Genomic DNA, 15,315 nt, shown 5'->3' with positions numbered 1-15,315 from the left:
GCTCGCCTCCTTCGGTGACCGGGCGGAGCGCGGCCGCCAGCAGCTCCTCGCGGTCGCGGTAGCGGCGGTAGATCGTCGTCCGGGCGATGCCGCTGCGCGTGGAGATCGCCGCCACGCTGACCGCCTCGGGGCCGCGCTCGCGCACCAGCGCCAGGGTCGCGTCCACGATGGCCTGGTCGGTGGCCGCGCTCCGGGGCCGACCGGGTCCTCGTGCGTCCTGGGCATCCATGGAGGGAATCATCTCCTGTTCAATTACACTACAGTTGATGTAGCGCAATTGAGTCGGAAGGAGATCGACATGACCACGACMATCCTCGTCTTCCTGGTGGGCGCCCTGGTGATGAACCTCGTCGTCTACGGCGGCGTCACCTGGGTCTACTTCGCGGACAAGCACCGCATGGACCCGCCCCGGCGCGACGAGTCGAGGGCACCGGGCCTGCCGGCGGCGGCCACCGAGCAGTCCGAGTCCTCGAAGCGGCTCTCCCGAGCGGCCTGAGGACCGACCCGAGGGACGTGGGCCGACCTCAGGCCTCGACGGCCATCTCGCCGAGCTCCGACCAGTCGGACCCGTCCACGGCGGTGTTGACGATGCGCGGCGTCGACGCGAGGTGCGGGGGCAGGTCGAGCCGTGCGGCCCGGAAGTGCGCGGAGCCGACGTGTGCGGCACCCGCCGCGTCGTCGGCGAAGGCCTCCACCAGCACGTACTCGCAGTCGTCGTCGAGGCTGCGGGACCAGTCGAACCACAGGCAGCCGGGCTCGGCCCGGGTCGCCTCGGTGAACGCCCTGCTGATCTCGGGCCACTGCTCGGCGGACTCGGGACGGACCTGGAACTTGGCGGTGATGAAGATCAACGCATGCCTCCTCGGACGGGGGTGGGGCGGACGACCCGAGGATACGGGCGGCACCCGGGCCGGTCCGGGCTCAGCGCAGGACGCCGGCCTCCAGGAGCGCGTCCGCGACCCGKGTCCCGAAGACAAGGTGGCTCTCCGGCGTCAGGTGCAGGTGGTCGGGCAGGTAGGTCAGGTCGTCCCAGTCGATCGTCGAGACGTACGCGACCCCGGCCTCGTCCGCGGCCCGGGCGAGCGCCTCGTCCGTGGCGATCGTGAGCGCGAGGTCGCGCTGGGGCGCCGGCGGCGGTCCCACGACCGCGTCGGCGCCGGAGGCCTCCACGACCGCCACCGCGGCGGACTCGATGGCCTCGGGGGCGGCGTTGACGTCGTTGAGGCCGCCCTGGACCACCAGCAGGTCGTCCGGGTCGAGGTCCAGCCGCCCGGCCCGGGCACCGAAGTCCTCGTCGTCGCAGAAGGCCGACCCGGTGAACCCGGACCCGGCGAACCCGTCGACGCGCACGGTGGCGTCCGCCTCGTGCGCGAAGGCGGTCGGCCACGACAGCATCGGGTTCCGGAGCCCCCAGCCCTGGGCGTAGGAGTCCCCGATGACCATGATCTCCCGGGGTCCGGTGCCGACGGGTGCGTCGCCGCGCCGGGCGACGCTCGACCGGACCACCTCGCACGCCTCGCCCTGCTGGTGCCCGCGCCACAGCCAGGCTCCGCCCGCCGCCACTGCGAGGACGAGGACGACCGCTGACACACCTGTCCTGACCACCGCGCGACCGTACCTACCCCCGCAGCCGGGGCCGGGGTCGTCCCCGCCCGAAGGGGTACTACCCGATCGGCGGACGTGGATCTACGCTGCCCAGAACCCGGAGGACGGGCAGTGTTCGGGGGGGCACCGTCGCCCACGCCACGCCGGGTGCCACCCGTCGCCACACGCCTTTTCCGAGAGTGCGCGCGGCGGGTGGCTCCGCGTGCGCGTTCAGAGGTCCCGCGCCGCCGGCGGCAGGTCGTCGTACGACGCGCTGGGCGCCGCGAGCGGGTCGGCCGGGAGCGCGGCGACCTGCTCGCGACACCACGGCGAGATGGCGCGACTGCCGTCGAGCACGCCGGCCCGGAAGGCGTCCCACGGCTCCCACCGAGCCTCCTCGACCTCGGCGGGGTCGGCACGCACCGCATCGCTCGTGGTGGCGACGAAGACCGGGCACATCTCGTGCTCGACCATCCCGTCGTCCATGACCGCGCGGTAGCGGAACCGTGGCAGCAGCAGCCGCAGGCCCTCCACCCGCACGCCGAGCTCCTGCTCGACCCTCCGTCGTACGGCGTCCGCGATCGGCTCACCCGGTGCCGGGTGGCCGCAGGCGCTGTTGGTCCACACGCCCGGCCACGTCGGCTTGTGCAGGGCCCGCTGCGTCACGAGGAACGACCCGGCGCCGTCGAAGAGGTAGCAGGAGAACGCCAGGTGCAGCGGCGTGTCCCGGTCGTGCACCAGCCGCTTGTCGGCAGTGCCGACGGCGCGACCCTGCTCGTCGAGCAGCACCACCGACTCCGCCGGGGACACGGCGGTCGGGTCGTGGACAGTGGACGTCATGCGGGCACCTCGATCGGTCGGGCGAGCTGGTTGACGGCGGCGGAGAAGAGCCAGGGCGCCCGGGCCGCCGCCGGCACCAGGCGCCGACGGACGGGACGGTGGGCGGTGGCCCGCAGCAGGGCGTGGGTGAGCAGCTCGTGGCGTCGGCTGGCCCGGCGCGCCAGCAGCTCGAACCGCTGGGGGTCGTCGGCCGCGACGCAGGCGACCGCCGCGCGAGCGTGGGCCAGCCCGAGGGCGATGCCCTCGCCGGTGAGCGCGTCGACGTAGCCGCCGGCGTCCCCCACCAGCAGGGTCCGACCGGCCACCCGGCGGCGAGCACGCTGTCGCAGCGGACCGGCGCCCATCACCTTGGTGCGCTCCCCGGTCAGCCGCTCGCGCAGCAGCGGGAACGAGGCGAGCACGTCGTCGAAGGCCTCCCCGCTGTCGGTCAGCACGACCACCCCGACGAGGTCGTCGGCCACGGGGGTCACGTAGGCCTCCGCCCCCGCTGCCCAGTGCACCTCGACGAAGGGCGTCCAGGGCGCCTGCCGGACGTGGCAGCGCAGGCCGAACCTGCGCGGACCACGCGCGGGCACCTCGAGGTCGAGCAGGCGTCGTACGGGTGAGTGGAGGCCGTCGGCGGCGACCAGGTAGCGGGCCGGCTCCCCGTCCACGAGCACGTGGTCGCCCGCGTCGCGCACCGAACGCACCGGGGTGGTCTCGGTGGGGACGCCCGCTCGTCCGAGCGCGTCCGAGAGCGCCGCGTGCAGCGTGGTCCGGCGTACRCCGCGACCGGGCCCGGCGGTGAACACCGCCTCGGCGGCGGCCCCTCGACCCGAACCGTCGACGTACCGGATGCCGGAGAGCGGGTGGCCCTCCGGGTGCACGCCGAGCATCGCCAGCTCGGACACGGCGCCGGGCATCAGGCCCTCGCCGCACGCCTTGTCGACCGGACCGGTACGGGGTTCGCGGACCACGACGTCGAGGCCGGCCCGAGCCGCGTGCAGCGCGGCGGCGAGCCCGACGGGACCGCCTCCGGCGACCACGAGGTCACGCATCGCTGACCTCGGCCTGCCACGCGGGCAGGGTGGCGAGCGCGGCGTCCTCGGCCCGGATCCGCACCGTCAGGAGCGCAGCGTTGAGCACCGTGAAGACCACCGCGGTGATCCACGCGGCGTGCACGAGCGGGAGGGCCACGCCCTCCACGACGACGGCGACGTAGTTGGGGTGCCGGAACAGGCGGTAGGGGCCGGACCGTACCGGGGCCAGGCCAGGCACGATGATGATGCGGGTGTTCCAGCGCTTCCCCAGGGTGGTGATGCACCACCAGCGCAGGGCCTGCGACGCGAGGACGAGCGCGAGCATCGACCAGGCCAGGAGGGACGGTACGTCGGGCCGGCGCAGCCACGCCTCCGCGAGCGCACCGACCAGCAGTCCGGTGTGCAGGACCACCATGGCCGGGTAGTGGCCCAGGCCCGACTCGACCCCGCCGCGCTCCTTGCTCCAGGCCGCGTTGCGGGTGGAGACGACCAGCTCGGCGATGCGCTCGAGGCCGACGAGCAGGATCAGGACCGTGAAGGCCAGCAGGCTGGTCATGCGGTGGCCCGGAGCAGCACCAGCTCGGAGCAGAAGCCGGGCCCCATCGCCAGCAGCACCCCGTGGGTGCCCGGCGTCGGGGGCCGGTCGCGCAGGGTGTCCTCGAGGACGTGCAGCACCGACGCCGACGACAGGTTGCCGACCCGGGCCAGCGAGTCCCACGTCAGCTGCAACGCCTCCCGGGGCACCTCGAGCGCCGACTGCAGCGCCTCGATCACCTTGGGGCCGCCCGGGTGGCAGACCCACCAGCCGATGTCGGCACGGGTGAGCCCGTGCTCGGCCAGGAAGCCGTCGACGTCGCCGCGCAGGTGGCGCTCGACGATCGCGGGCACCTCGGCGTCCAGGACGATGCGCAGGCCCCCGCCGGTCACGTCGAAGCCCATCGTCCGCTCACTGTCGGGGTAGAGCCGGCTGCGTGAGTCGAGCACCTCGACCGGACCGTCCGGGCCGCCGTCCGAACCGACCGCCACGACGGCCGCCGCCCCGTCACCGAAGAGACCACTGGCCACCAGGTTGGGCACCGACACGTCGTCGCGTTGGATGGTCAGCGAGCAGAGCTCGACGGCGACCAGGACCGCCGTGTGGCCGGGGTGGCCGAGCAGGTAGTCGTGGACCCGGGCGATCCCGGCCGCGCCCGCCACGCAGCCCAGCCCCACGAGGGGCATCCGCCGCACGTCCTCGCGCAGCCCGACGACCCCCGCGATCCTCGCGTCCAGGGACGGGATCGCCAGCCCGGTGACGGTGGCGGTGACCACCAGGTCGACGTCGGAGGGCGTCAGGTCGGCGGCCTTGAGGGCGTCGACCAGCGCCTGGGACCCGAGCTCGACGGCGTGCTCGATGAAGAGGTCGTTGGCGTGGCCGAAGTCGCCCAGCGTCGCGTAGTCCTCCAGCGGCAGCACGGTGTGGCGCCGCTCGACCCCGGCGTTGCGGTGGAAGCGCCGCAGCAGGGCCTGGTCGACGGTGCGCTCGGCGATGACCGCGCTGAAGGCCTCGGTGATCTCCTCCTGCGGGTGGGAGTGCTCGGGCAACGCTCCGCGCGCGGACAGGATCCTCATGACAGCCTCCAGGGACGTGGGCGGGGACGTGGGCGGGGACGTGAGAAGCGACGTGCACCGGGATGGGAACGGCTCATCGTGCCGCCACCAGGAGGGTGGCGTCGACGAGGGCGATCACGACCGCGGCGGCGAAGGGCGCGCGACCGCGACCGCCGACGACCAGCGCGGCCAGCCCCAGGACCACCACCCCGACGGGCACGGCCCACACGAGCGGCGGCGAGGCCCCGGCGACGACCACCACGGTCGCACCGACGAGCACGGCGGCCGCGGCCGGCGCGATCCAGCGGGCACCGAGCCGGTGCGGCAGGCCCCGGACGCCGGTGGCGGCGTCGTCCTCGAGGTCGGGCAGCACGTTGAGCAGGTGGGCACCGACGCCGAGCAGCGCGCCCCCCACGGGCCACCACCAGGGTGGGGTGTCCGAGCCCGCGAGGGCGACGAAGACGGGCAGCCCACCGAACGCCACGGCGTACGGCAGCCACGACCAGGCGGTCGACTTGAGACCGAGGTTGTAGGACCAGCCGGCCGCGACGCAGACCAGGTGGATGAGACCCGCGGCCAGGCCGCAGGCCAGGGACAGGACGACGCAGGCGAGGAGGGCAACGGCGCACGCCGCGCGCACGACGGCCACCGGGGCGGCCCCGGTCACCAGGGGCTTGTCGGTGCGACCGCTGCGCCGGTCGCGGGAGAGGTCGACCAGGTCGTTGCTCCACCCGATCGAGAGCTGCCCGGTGAGCACCGCGGCGACGACGAGGACGGACCGCCCCGGACCGAGGCCCTGTGCCAGCGCCAGCAGGCCGGCGAGCACCGTCACGGCCACTGCGGGGCCGAGGTGAGCCGCCGCGAGCACGGCTCGCGTGCGGGAGGACCGGCGCGCCGGGTCGCGCACGACGTCAGCGGTCATGGCCTCCCCTGTCCGCCCCGGCTCGGCGCGGGTGCCGGGCACTCCCCCGACGGTACTCACCCTGCGTGGCTCACGCCCGACGACGCCGCTCGTCGAGAACCAGCGCGAGCGCGTTGACGACGCCGTACCCGGCCGCGACCGCAACCGCTCTCTTGCGCGACGCAGCCGACGAGGCGGTGGTGCCGAGCGTGAACGCGTCGGTCACGTCGCCGGCGATGCGGAGCAGTGCGCCGGTCCGCGCGCCCTGGGCGCCGCCCAGCAGGGCCAGCGCCGAGATCGGGACGTCCCGCCCCGCGTACGTGTACGCCAGGCGGGAGGCGGGCCGGTGCCAGTCCTGCGGGTCGTCGAGCTGCTCACGCAGCGAGTCGGCGCTCGTGACCACCCAGGCGCTGTAGCCGAGGGTCACGACGGCCAGGGCCTTTGTCAGGGGATAGTCCATCCCCCGAACGTAGGCGGTGCCCGGTCACCGGGGCAGACCCGAACGGGTGCGCCGGTCCTAGGGCTCGCCCGACGGCTCCCGCGACACCCGGACGAGACGCTGGGCGACGAACCACAGCAGCGCCACGCCGAGGACCACGTAGATGACCACGGAGGCCTCACCCACGTAGCCCTCGACGCGGTGCCACTGGGCGCCGAGCTCGTAGCCGGCCACGATGAGGGCGGCGTTCCAGACCAGGCTGCCGGCCGTCGTGTAGAGCACGAACTGCGCCATCGGCATCCGGTCGATGCCGGCCGGGATCGAGATGAAGCTGCGCACGCCCGGCACGAGGCGCCCCAGGAAGATCGCGGACCGGCCGTGGCGCCGGAACCAGCCGATGGCGCGCTCCACGTCGCTCGCGTGCAGCAGCGGGATGCGCTCGGCCGTGGCGCACAGGCGCTCGGCGCCCCACAGTGCCCCGAGGAGGTAGAGGACCAGCGCCCCGACCAGCGACCCCACGGTGGCGCAGACGATCGCGGCGACCAGACCGTAGTGGCCCTGGCTCGCCGTGTAGCCGGCGAGTGGCAGCACGACCTCGCTGGGGACGGGCGGGAAGACGGTCTCGAGGGCGGTGGCCAGGCCGACGCCGGGGGCGCCGAGGGTCCGCATCACCTCGACGACCCAGTCGAGCACGGAACCCACGGGCACCCCTCGTCGTCGGTCGGTCGTCGGTACGTCGGTCGGTCGGGCGCGGCCAGCATGCCGCACGGGTGGGTGACCACGACCACGCCGGCGCCGTGGAATGTTCTCCGGACCGGGTCCGTTGTGCCCCTCAGCTGGTCCGCATCATGCCCCCGGGCTCACCCCTTGCCGCTACGAGCGGCCATACGCCGAGAGGCGGCTGACGGGCCAGCGAGCAGCACCACACGACCGCCCGACGGGTAAGCCCCGGTCCGGGTGGTCGTGTGCGTTGCCACGCGACAACATGCTCGAGTTGCTTCCGCAGCGCGCCCGTCTGGCCTAGCATCACGACGCCCCGCAAGGGGCCGGGTCCGACTCGCCAACCCCCCCATCTGTCCCGGCGCGGTCGGACCCCCGCGCCGGCGAGCACCTCGACCCCCCGTCGATGTGGCGCCGGCGCGGACCCCCGGGGCTGACCCGACGACGTGGCGGCGCGTTGTTACCCCATCGTGGGTCTGTCTGGGGAGGCCCCGACGCCCTACCGTTGATCAAGACGCGTCTGGCGATGCACCCATCCCCCGGGGTTCCGCCAGACGCGTCGAACGCACCCCGCGAGGACGCGGCTGTCAGAGGTTGTTGGTGATGTCCGCGTCCTTGCGCAGGTCCTCGACGAGGGACTGCGCCACGGTGCCGACGTGGTCGGCCTCGGCCCGGTCACGCAGCTGTCCCTTGACCTTCGCGTACGGCGGGATCTTCTGCGCCTGGCCGGCCTGCTGGCCCGCCTGGGCCTGCTGCTGGGCCTGCTGCTTGGCCTGCTCGTAGAGGGTGCGGAGCTGCTTCTCGGACACGTCCGCGGGCCCGGACTCGTCGTCGACCAGCCGCTCGACCATGACCTGCGTCTCGACCTGCGCGCGGGCCTGGTCCTCGGTCGTGCCCTGGTCGTCGAGAGCCTTGAGGAGCTCGTCGGCAGAGCCGAGCTGGTTCTGCTCGGCGAGGGTGGCGAGCTCGTCGTCGACGTCCTGGTCGGTGACCTCGATGCCGCGCGACTCGGCCTCCTGGGACAGCAGCTCGGTGTCGATGAGGTTCTCGGCGGTCTGCTTCTGCAGGGCCTCCTCGTCGGGCTGCTGACCACTCATCTGCGCCTGGGCGGTGGCCTGCTGGAGCTGGGCCTGGTAGATCGGGGCGAACTCGTCCTTGGTGATCTCCTCGCCGTTGACCTCGGCCACCACGTCCGGGATGCCCTCGAGGTCGGCCGCAGCGGCCGCGTCGCCCGACTTCTCCTGGGACGACGAGCCGGCGTCGCCGTCGGAGCCACCGCCGCCGCAGGCGGACAGGGACAGCACGGCGGCGGCCAGCGCGGGGACGAGGACGGCACGGAGACGCTTCGGAATAGTCATCTGCACCGACGGTACGGAACGACCCTGAGCGACTCCTGAGCGCCCCTCCCGGGGCTCGGCGGGTGCCGGGCTCAGGAGTCGAAGCCGAGCCCGAGGCGGTCGAGCGCCCGCAGCCACGGGTTGCGCCGCCCGGTCGCGTCCTCGCGCGCCAGCGACCACCGCGTCACCTGGATCCCCAGCCACGCGAACGGCTCCGGGGGGAACGGCAGGGGTTGCCTCCGGACCATCTCCAGTCGGGTGCGCTCGGTCGCCTCGCCGGCGAGCAGGTCCAGCATGACGTCGGCCGCGAACCGAGAGGCGCCGACACCGAGCCCGGTGAATCCGGTCGCGTACGCCGTACGCCCGCGGTGGGCGGTCCCGAACAGGGCGCAGAAGCGGGTGGACGTGTCGATCACCCCGGACCAGCGGTGCGTGAAGCGGATGCCCCGCAGCTGCGGGAAGGTCTCCGCGAAGTTCCGCGCCAGGGTCTCGAACGTCTCCGGTCGGTCCGCGTGCTCCTCGGCGATCGAGCGCCCGTAGTGGTAGATCGCGTCGTAACCGCCCCACAGGATCCGCCGGTCCGGCGTCAGCCGGTAGTAGTGGAACTGGTTGCCGGAGTCGGAGACGCCGACGGCGGGGTCCCAGCGCAGGGCGCCGAGCTGCGCGTCGGTGAGCGGCTCGGTCGCGAGCACGTAGTCGTAGACGGGGACCACCGACCAGCGGGGTCGCCGCAGCAGGTTGCGGAAGACGTTCGTGGCCAGCACGACCCGGGAGGCGTGGATCACCGCCCTGCCGGTCCGGACCTCCACACCGGCGCCGCGGCGGCGCACCGAGAGCACCCGGGTGTGCTCGTGCAGGCGTACGCCGAGCTCCTCGGCGGCGTCCGCCAGCCCCCACGCGAGGCGGGCGGGGTCGACCACGGCCGTGGCGTCCGGCTCGTGCCGGCCCGCGAGGTAGGTGGGCGAGTCCAGGCGCGTGCGCACGGCCGTCGCGTCCAGGAAGCCCGGCCGGTCCGGCTCGAGGTGGGCCACCTCGTGCGGTCGGGTGGCGACCGTGAGCACGCCGCCGCGGGCGAAGCCGCAGTCGATGTCGTAGCGCTCGACCGTCTCCTCGATGTCGTCGAGGTTGCTCAGGCCGAGCTGGTGCAGCCGGTCGTACTCCTCGGGCCACCGAGTGCGCCCGTTGGACTCGCCGTGGGTGAGGCTGGCCTCGCAGAAGCCGCCGTTGCGTCCGGTGGCGTGCTCGGCGATCCGGTCCCCCTCGACCAGCACGACCGAGGAGCCCGGATTGCGCTCGACCGCGCGCAGCGCGGTCCACAGACCGGTGAAGCCGCCGCCGACCACCAGCAGGTCCGCGTGCACCACCCCCGTCGCGGGCGGCCGGGCGGCCGGGCGGTCCGGGGTGTCCAGCCACAGCGGCGCCAGCACGGAGTCGTCGTACGACCCGGCGGGCCAGGTGTCGAGGGCCTCCGGCGCCGGCATCACGCGGCGGCTGCCGCTTCGGCGAGCGCCTCGCCCAGGACGACGATCGCCTCCCGGACCTCGTCGGCCGTCGAGGTCAGCGGCGGCACGAGGTGGATGCGGTTGAAGTTGGCGAAGGGCAGCAGGCCCCGGCGACGGCAGGCCGCCAGGATCGCGGCCATCTCCGGGCTGCTGCCGCCGTACGGCGCGAGGGGCTCGCGGGTGCCGCGGTCGCTGACCAGCTCGATGGCCCAGAAGGCGCCGGTGCCGCGCACCTCGCCGACCCAGGCGTGCTCCTCCAGCAGCGCCTCGAGCCCGGGCCTGAACACCTCGTCGCCGAGTGCGGCCGCGTGCTCGACCACCCGGTCGTCCTCCATGGTGCGGATGGTCGCCACGGCGGCCGCACAGGACAGCGGATGGCCGGAGTAGGTGAGACCGCCCGGGTAGGCGCGGTCGGCGAAGGTCGCGGCGACGGCCTCGCTCATCGCGACCCCGCCGAGCGGGACGTAGCCCGAGTTGACCCCCTTCGCGAAGGTCAGCAGGTCGGGCACGACGCCGTCGAGCTCGCACGCGAACCAGCGGCCCGCGCGTCCGAAGCCGGACATCACCTCGTCGGCGACCAGCAGGATGCCGTGCCGGTCGCAGAGCTCGCGGACGCCGCTGAGGTAGCCCACGGGCGGGACCATGATGCCGGCGGTACCCGGGATGGACTCGAGGACCACGGCCGCGATCGTCGACGGCCCCTCGAACGCGATCACCTGGGCGAGGTGCGCGAGCGCGCGCTCGCACTCCTCCTCCTCGGTGGTCGCGTGGAAGGCGCTGCGGTAGAGGAACGGACCGAAGAAGTGCACCGTGCCGGCGGTGCCCTGGTCGTTGGCCCACCGTCGCGGGTCGCCCGTCATGTTGACGGCCAGCTGGGTGCCCCCGTGGTAGGAGCGGTACGTCGAGAGCACCTTGGGACGGCCCGTGTGCAGCCGGGCCATGCGGACGGCGTGCTCGTTGGCGTCGGCCCCGCCGTTGGTGAAGAACACCCGGTCGAGGTCGCCCGGCGTGTGGGAGGCGATCAGCCGCGCGGCCTCGGAGCGGGCGGCCACGGCGTGCTGGGGCGCGGCCGTGCACAGGTGGGCGGCCTGCTCCTGGATGGCCGCCACGATGCGCGGGTGCTGGTGGCCGAGGTTGGTGAAGACCAGCTGGGAGGTGAAGTCGAGCAGCCTGTTGCCCGCCCCGTCCCAGATGTGCGAGCCCTCCGCACGGGTGATGACCATCGGGTCGAGGGCCGCCTGGGCCGACCACGAGTGGAAGACGTGGCGACGGTCGAGCTCGTGGGTGCGCTCGGGGGTGAGGTCGACGAGGTCGGAGGCGACGGTCAGCTCAGACATTGCGCGGGAATCCCAGCTCGAGGCCGCCCTGCGGGCGGTTGGCCGGGTCGACCCACCGGCTGGTGACGACCTTGCCGCGGGTGTAGAAGTGGACGCCCTCGGTGCCGTGCGCGTGGGTGTCGCCGAACAGCGACCGCTTCCAGCCGCCGAAGGAGTAGTAGGCCACCGGCACCGGGACCGGGACGTTGACGCCGATCATGCCGACGTGGACGTCGGCCTCGAAGCGTCGCGCCGCTCCCCCGTCGTTGGTGAAGACGGCGGTGCCGTTGCCGTRGGGGTTGTCGTTGACCAGCTCCACGGCCTCCTCGTAGGTCGCCACGCGTACGACGGACAGCACCGGACCGAAGATCTCCTCGGTGTAGACGTCCATGTCGGGCGTCACGTGGTCGAAGAGGGTCGGGCCGAGCCAGAAGCCGTCGGCCGCGCCCCGTGCCTGCACGTCGCGGCCGTCGACGACGACCTTGGCGCCCTGCTGCTCGCCGGAGTCGATGAAGGACGCGACGCGGTCGCGGTGGGCCTCGGTGACGAGCGGGCCCATGTCGGGCTCCTTGCCGTCGGTGCCCGCGGCGCCGTCGCCGATGACCAGCGTGCGGGTGCGGTCGGCGATCCGGGCGACGAGCTCGTCGGCGACCGAGCCCACGGCGACGAGCACGCTGATGGCCATGCAGCGCTCGCCCGCGCTGCCGTAGCCCGCGTTGACGGCCGAGTCGGCGGCGAGGTCGAGGTCGGCGTCGGGCAGGACGACCATGTGGTTCTTGGCCCCGCCGAGCGCCTGCACGCGCTTGCCGCGCTGCGACGCGTTCTCGTAGACGTACTGCGCGACGGGGGTCGACCCGACGAAGCTGATGGCCTGCACGACCGGGCTCTCCAGCAGCGCGTCGACGGCGTCCTTGTCGCCCTGCAGGACGTTGAAGACGCCGTCGGGCAGGCCGGCCTCCTGCCACAGCCGGGCCAGCCAGAGGGCGGCGGAGGGGTCCTTCTCGCTGGGCTTGAGGACCACGGTGTTGCCGGCGGCGATGGCGATCGGGAAGAACCACATCGGCACCATCGCCGGGAAGTTGAACGGGGAGATGATGCCGACGACCCCGAGCGGGTCGCGCTTGGAGTGCACGTCCACCCCGGTCGACACGCCCTCGGAGTGGCCGCCCTTGAGCAGGTGCGAGATGCCGCAGGCGAACTCCACGACCTCCTGGCCGCGGGCGATCTCGCCGATGGCGTCGGAGAGGACCTTGCCGTGCTCGGCGGTGATGAGGGCGGCCAGCTCGCCCTTGCGGGAGTTGAGGAGCTCGCGGAACGCGAACATCACCTGCGTGCGCGCCGCGAGCGACGTACGCCCCCAGGACGGTGCGGCCGCGGCGGCGGCGGCGATGACGGCGTCGGCGTCCTCGCGGGAGGCGAGCGACAGCCGCCCGGTCACCTGCCCGGTGGCGGGGTTGGTGACGTCGGCGGTGCGCCCGCTCGTGCCGGCGAAGTCCTTGCCGGCCGCCCAGTGGGCGATGGTGGTCTCGGTCGGGATGGTGGTCATGTCGTCCTCTCTCGTCAGCTCGCCCGGTGGCCCTGCTCGCGGATGCCCCACGGGCTGCCGTACTCCTCGAGCAACTGCAGGAACGGCACCGCGTCGAACGCCTCCGGACCGAGCACGCCGGCTCCGGTCCAGGTGCCCCGGCTGAGGAGCTCCAGCGCGATCACCGGGTTGATCGCGGTCTGCCAGACCACGCACTGGTGGCCGTACTCGCGCATCGTCCACTCGTTGTCGACGACGTGGTAGAGGTACGTCGAGCGGGGCTCGCCGTCCTTGTCCTTGCCGGTGACCCACAGGCCGGCGCAGGTCTTGCCCGTCATCCGCGGCCCGACGGTGGCCGGGTCGGGCAGCACGGCGGCGACCACGTCGCGGGGGCTGACCTCGACGCCTTTCACCGTCACCTTCTCGGTGCGGTCGAGCCCGAGCGTGTGCAGCACCTTGAGGATGGTGATGAACTCGTCGCCGAGGCCGTACTTGAACGTCGCCCGCTTGCAGTCGATCCAGCGCGGCATGAGGAGGACCTCCTCGTGCTCGACGTTGACGCACTCCACCGGGCCGATGCCCTCGGGGAAGTCGAAGACCTCCGGCTCGGAGAACGGCGCGGTCGTGTGCCACGCGCCGTTCTGCCAGACCACCGGCGGGTTGAGGCACTCCTCGATCGTCGTCCACATCGAGAACGACGGCGCGAAGATCTCGTTGCCGTCGTCGTCGGTGACCACCAGGTTGGCGCCGTCGCGCGTCCCGAGCTCGTCGATCTCGCTGAAGAGGTGGTCGGCGGCGTACCGCGCGAAGACGTCGGACAGCCCGGGCTCGACGCCCATCCCGACCAGCGCCAGCCGGCCCGCGGCCTCCCACTCGCCCTCCTGGGCGAACTGCTCGTCGCCGAGCTTGACCCCGGTCTTCTCGTACGGCGCCTCGGGGTGCGGCCTCGACAGCGACATCGCCATGTCCACGTAGTCCGCGCCGGCCGCGAAGGCCCCGTCGAAGAGGGGCATGTTGAAGACGGGGTCGACGGCGTTCATCACGTGGGTGATGCCGTGCTCGCGGCACAGGTTCTCGACGGCCGCGGCGTCGGAGGCGTCGATGCGGGCGCCCACGAAGCGCGCATCCGCCTCCGCCGCGCGCTCGGCCTTGGCCCCGTCGTAGTCGGCGATCACGATCTGCTCGTAGAAGTCGCGCCGGGCCGCGATGGCCGCGAACGCTCCGCCGACGCCACCGGCGCCGACAAGGAGGATCCTCATGTTCGTGTTCATTCCTTTGCTAGCCCGACTGAGCGGCGATCAGCCGATGTAGGACATGACGTGCTTGATCCGGGTGTAGTCCTCGAGGCCGTACATGGACAGGTCCTTGCCGTAGCCGGACTGCTTGAAGCCGCCGTGCGGCATCTCGGAGACGTACGGGATGTGGGTGTTGATCCACACGACGCCGAAGTCCAGCCCGCGCGACATCCGCATCGCGGTGCCGTGGTCGCGGGTCCACACGCTGGAGGCCAGGCCGTACTTCACGCCGTTGGCCCACTGCAGTGCCTGCGCCTCGTCGGCGAAGCGCTGGACGGTGATGACGGGGCCGAAGATCTCGTCCTGCACCTGCTCGTCGTCCTGCTTGAGGCCGGAGAGCACGGTGGGCTCGTAGAAGTAGCCGGTCGAACCCTGACGGCGGCCGCCGGCCCGCAGCTCGGCGTGGTCGGGCAGGCGGTCGACCATCCCGGTCACGCGGGCGAGCTGGTCGGCGTTGTTGAGGGCGCCGTACAGGATGTCCTCGTCGTCGGGCATCCCGGTGCGGGTGGCCCTGGCCTGCTCGGTGAGGGCGGCGACGAAGTCGTCGTGGATGCCGGGGCCGACGAGCACGCGGGTGGCCGCGGTGCAGTCCTGCCCGGCGTTGAAGTAGCCCGCCTCGGCGATGCCCTTGGCGGCCTTCTCGACGTCGGCGTCGTCGAAGACGATCACCGGCGCCTTGCCGCCGAGCTCGAGGTGGACGCGCTTGAGCTGCGCGGCCGCCGCCCCGGCGACCTCCATCCCGGCGCGGACGGAGCCGGTGATCGCCACCATCTGGGGGGTGGGGTGCTGCACGAGGGTGCGGCCGGTGTCGCGGTCGCCGCAGACGACGTTGAGCACGCCGGGCGGCAGGAACTCGGCGGCCAGCTCGGCCATCATGGTCGACGTCGCGGGCGTGGTGTCCGAGGGCTTGAGGACGACGGTGTTGCCCGCGGCCAGGGCCGGGGCGATCTTCCAGACCATCATCGGCAGCGGGTAGTTCCACGGCGTCACCTGGCCGACCACGCCGATGGGCTCGCGGCGGATGAAGGAGGTGTGGTCCTCCATGTACTCCCCCGCCGACTTGCCCTCGAGCACGCGCGCGGCGCCGGCGAAGAAGCGGAAGTGGTCGATGGTGGGCGGCATCTCCTCGCTGGCGGTCAGGCCCAGCGGCTTGCCGGTGTCGCGACACTCGGCGGCGACGAACTCCTCCGCGCGGGACTCCAGCGCGTCCGCGATCCGCAGCAGGGCGAGCGAGCGCTCCTGCGGCG

17 protein-coding genes are annotated in these 15,315 nt (G+C 73.2%); 1 reads left to right on the top strand and 16 read right to left on the bottom strand.

Annotated features, from left to right (window positions below):
- On the bottom strand, nucleotides 1–229 hold a 229-nt coding region (locus tag AC1DQF_RS18555; RefSeq protein ID WP_477526708.1), incomplete at its 3' end, for a TetR/AcrR family transcriptional regulator.
- 69 nt (nucleotides 230–298) lie between these two features.
- Here AC1DQF_RS18555 and AC1DQF_RS18550 point away from each other — a divergent pair.
- Entirely contained in the window at nucleotides 299–496 is a 198-nt protein-coding gene (locus AC1DQF_RS18550; RefSeq protein WP_477526707.1) for a hypothetical protein, read from the top strand.
- Nucleotides 497–524: 28 nt separating this feature from the next.
- On the opposite strand, the gene AC1DQF_RS18545 is transcribed toward AC1DQF_RS18550, so the two are convergent.
- The 15 genes from AC1DQF_RS18545 to AC1DQF_RS18475 all read right to left on the bottom strand — a co-directional run.
- Entirely contained in the window at nucleotides 525–851 is a 327-nt protein-coding gene (locus AC1DQF_RS18545) for a putative quinol monooxygenase (RefSeq protein WP_477526706.1), read from the bottom strand.
- Nucleotides 852–921: 70 nt separating this feature from the next.
- The gene (locus AC1DQF_RS18540; RefSeq protein ID WP_477526705.1) at nucleotides 922–1,605 is read right to left on the bottom strand and encodes an SGNH/GDSL hydrolase family protein; all 684 of its coding nucleotides are present in this window, start codon (nucleotides 1,603–1,605) and stop codon (nucleotides 922–924) included.
- Between the two features lie 210 nt (nucleotides 1,606–1,815).
- A complete protein-coding gene (gene idi, locus AC1DQF_RS18535) occupies nucleotides 1,816–2,424 on the bottom strand; it encodes an isopentenyl-diphosphate Delta-isomerase (RefSeq protein ID WP_477526704.1) in 609 nt (202 codons plus the stop codon).
- Nucleotides 2,421–3,461 carry an NAD(P)/FAD-dependent oxidoreductase gene (locus AC1DQF_RS18530; protein WP_477526703.1) on the bottom strand — a complete coding sequence of 347 codons (1,041 nt, stop codon included), beginning with the start codon at nucleotides 3,459–3,461 and terminating at the stop codon, nucleotides 2,421–2,423. Before AC1DQF_RS18530 ends, idi begins: the two co-directional genes overlap by 4 nt.
- On the bottom strand, nucleotides 3,454–3,999 hold the full coding sequence (locus AC1DQF_RS18525) for an isoprenylcysteine carboxyl methyltransferase family protein (protein WP_477526702.1): 546 nt from the start codon (nucleotides 3,997–3,999) through the stop codon (nucleotides 3,454–3,456). Before AC1DQF_RS18525 ends, AC1DQF_RS18530 begins: the two co-directional genes overlap by 8 nt.
- Nucleotides 3,996–5,054, bottom strand: coding sequence for a type III polyketide synthase (locus AC1DQF_RS18520; protein ID WP_477526701.1), 1,059 nt, complete (start codon nucleotides 5,052–5,054; stop codon nucleotides 3,996–3,998). Before AC1DQF_RS18520 ends, AC1DQF_RS18525 begins: the two co-directional genes overlap by 4 nt.
- A 73-nt stretch (nucleotides 5,055–5,127) precedes the next feature.
- A complete protein-coding gene (locus tag AC1DQF_RS18515; protein ID WP_477526700.1) occupies nucleotides 5,128–5,955 on the bottom strand; it encodes a UbiA family prenyltransferase in 828 nt (275 codons plus the stop codon).
- Between the two features lie 70 nt (nucleotides 5,956–6,025).
- On the bottom strand, nucleotides 6,026–6,394 hold the full coding sequence (locus AC1DQF_RS18510; protein ID WP_477526699.1) for a hypothetical protein: 369 nt from the start codon (nucleotides 6,392–6,394) through the stop codon (nucleotides 6,026–6,028).
- 57 nt (nucleotides 6,395–6,451) lie between these two features.
- Nucleotides 6,452–7,075, bottom strand: coding sequence for a DedA family protein (locus AC1DQF_RS18505; protein WP_477526698.1), 624 nt, complete (start codon nucleotides 7,073–7,075; stop codon nucleotides 6,452–6,454).
- A 605-nt stretch (nucleotides 7,076–7,680) separates the two neighbouring features.
- Complete coding sequence (locus tag AC1DQF_RS18500; RefSeq protein ID WP_477526697.1) at nucleotides 7,681–8,451, bottom strand: SurA N-terminal domain-containing protein; 771 nt, start codon at nucleotides 8,449–8,451, stop codon at nucleotides 7,681–7,683.
- Between the two features lie 71 nt (nucleotides 8,452–8,522).
- Nucleotides 8,523–9,911, bottom strand: a complete 1,389-nt coding sequence (locus AC1DQF_RS18495) for an NAD(P)/FAD-dependent oxidoreductase (protein WP_477526696.1) — start codon at nucleotides 9,909–9,911, stop codon at nucleotides 8,523–8,525.
- The gene (locus tag AC1DQF_RS18490) at nucleotides 9,911–11,269 is read right to left on the bottom strand and encodes an aminotransferase class III-fold pyridoxal phosphate-dependent enzyme (RefSeq protein WP_477526695.1); all 1,359 of its coding nucleotides are present in this window, start codon (nucleotides 11,267–11,269) and stop codon (nucleotides 9,911–9,913) included. The genes AC1DQF_RS18495 and AC1DQF_RS18490 overlap by 1 nt, the downstream gene beginning before the upstream one ends.
- Nucleotides 11,262–12,794, bottom strand: coding sequence for a CoA-acylating methylmalonate-semialdehyde dehydrogenase (locus tag AC1DQF_RS18485; protein WP_477526694.1), 1,533 nt, complete (start codon nucleotides 12,792–12,794; stop codon nucleotides 11,262–11,264). The genes AC1DQF_RS18490 and AC1DQF_RS18485 overlap by 8 nt, the downstream gene beginning before the upstream one ends.
- Nucleotides 12,795–12,808: 14 nt before the next feature.
- Nucleotides 12,809–14,032, bottom strand: coding sequence for a saccharopine dehydrogenase family protein (locus AC1DQF_RS18480; RefSeq protein WP_477526693.1), 1,224 nt, complete (start codon nucleotides 14,030–14,032; stop codon nucleotides 12,809–12,811).
- A 39-nt stretch (nucleotides 14,033–14,071) separates the two neighbouring features.
- A partial coding sequence (locus tag AC1DQF_RS18475; protein WP_477526692.1) for a gamma-aminobutyraldehyde dehydrogenase occupies nucleotides 14,072–15,315 on the bottom strand: 1,244 nt, incomplete at its 5' end.

This window comes from Nocardioides sp. P4_G4 (assembly GCF_056401085.1).
The sequence above is the reverse complement of the archived record's forward strand: the minus strand, read 5'-3'. Positions and strand labels throughout refer to the sequence as shown.

Excerpts from the sequence above, each read along its gene's own strand:
- idi (WP_477526704.1), bottom strand. The coding sequence starts at position 2,424 with ATGACGTCCACTGTCCACGACCCGACCGCCGTGTCCCCGGCGGAGTCG.
- AC1DQF_RS18525 (WP_477526702.1), bottom strand. The coding sequence starts at position 3,999 with ATGACCAGCCTGCTGGCCTTCACGGTCCTGATCCTGCTCGTCGGCCTC.
- AC1DQF_RS18520 (WP_477526701.1), bottom strand. The coding sequence starts at position 5,054 with ATGAGGATCCTGTCCGCGCGCGGAGCGTTGCCCGAGCACTCCCACCCG.
- AC1DQF_RS18515 (WP_477526700.1), bottom strand. The coding sequence starts at position 5,955 with ATGACCGCTGACGTCGTGCGCGACCCGGCGCGCCGGTCCTCCCGCACG.
- AC1DQF_RS18510 (WP_477526699.1), bottom strand. The coding sequence starts at position 6,394 with ATGGACTATCCCCTGACAAAGGCCCTGGCCGTCGTGACCCTCGGCTAC.
- AC1DQF_RS18500 (WP_477526697.1), bottom strand. The coding sequence starts at position 8,451 with ATGACTATTCCGAAGCGTCTCCGTGCCGTCCTCGTCCCCGCGCTGGCC.
- AC1DQF_RS18495 (WP_477526696.1), bottom strand. The coding sequence starts at position 9,911 with ATGCCGGCGCCGGAGGCCCTCGACACCTGGCCCGCCGGGTCGTACGAC.
- AC1DQF_RS18490 (WP_477526695.1), bottom strand. The coding sequence starts at position 11,269 with ATGTCTGAGCTGACCGTCGCCTCCGACCTCGTCGACCTCACCCCCGAG.
- AC1DQF_RS18480 (WP_477526693.1), bottom strand. The coding sequence starts at position 14,032 with ATGAGGATCCTCCTTGTCGGCGCCGGTGGCGTCGGCGGAGCGTTCGCG.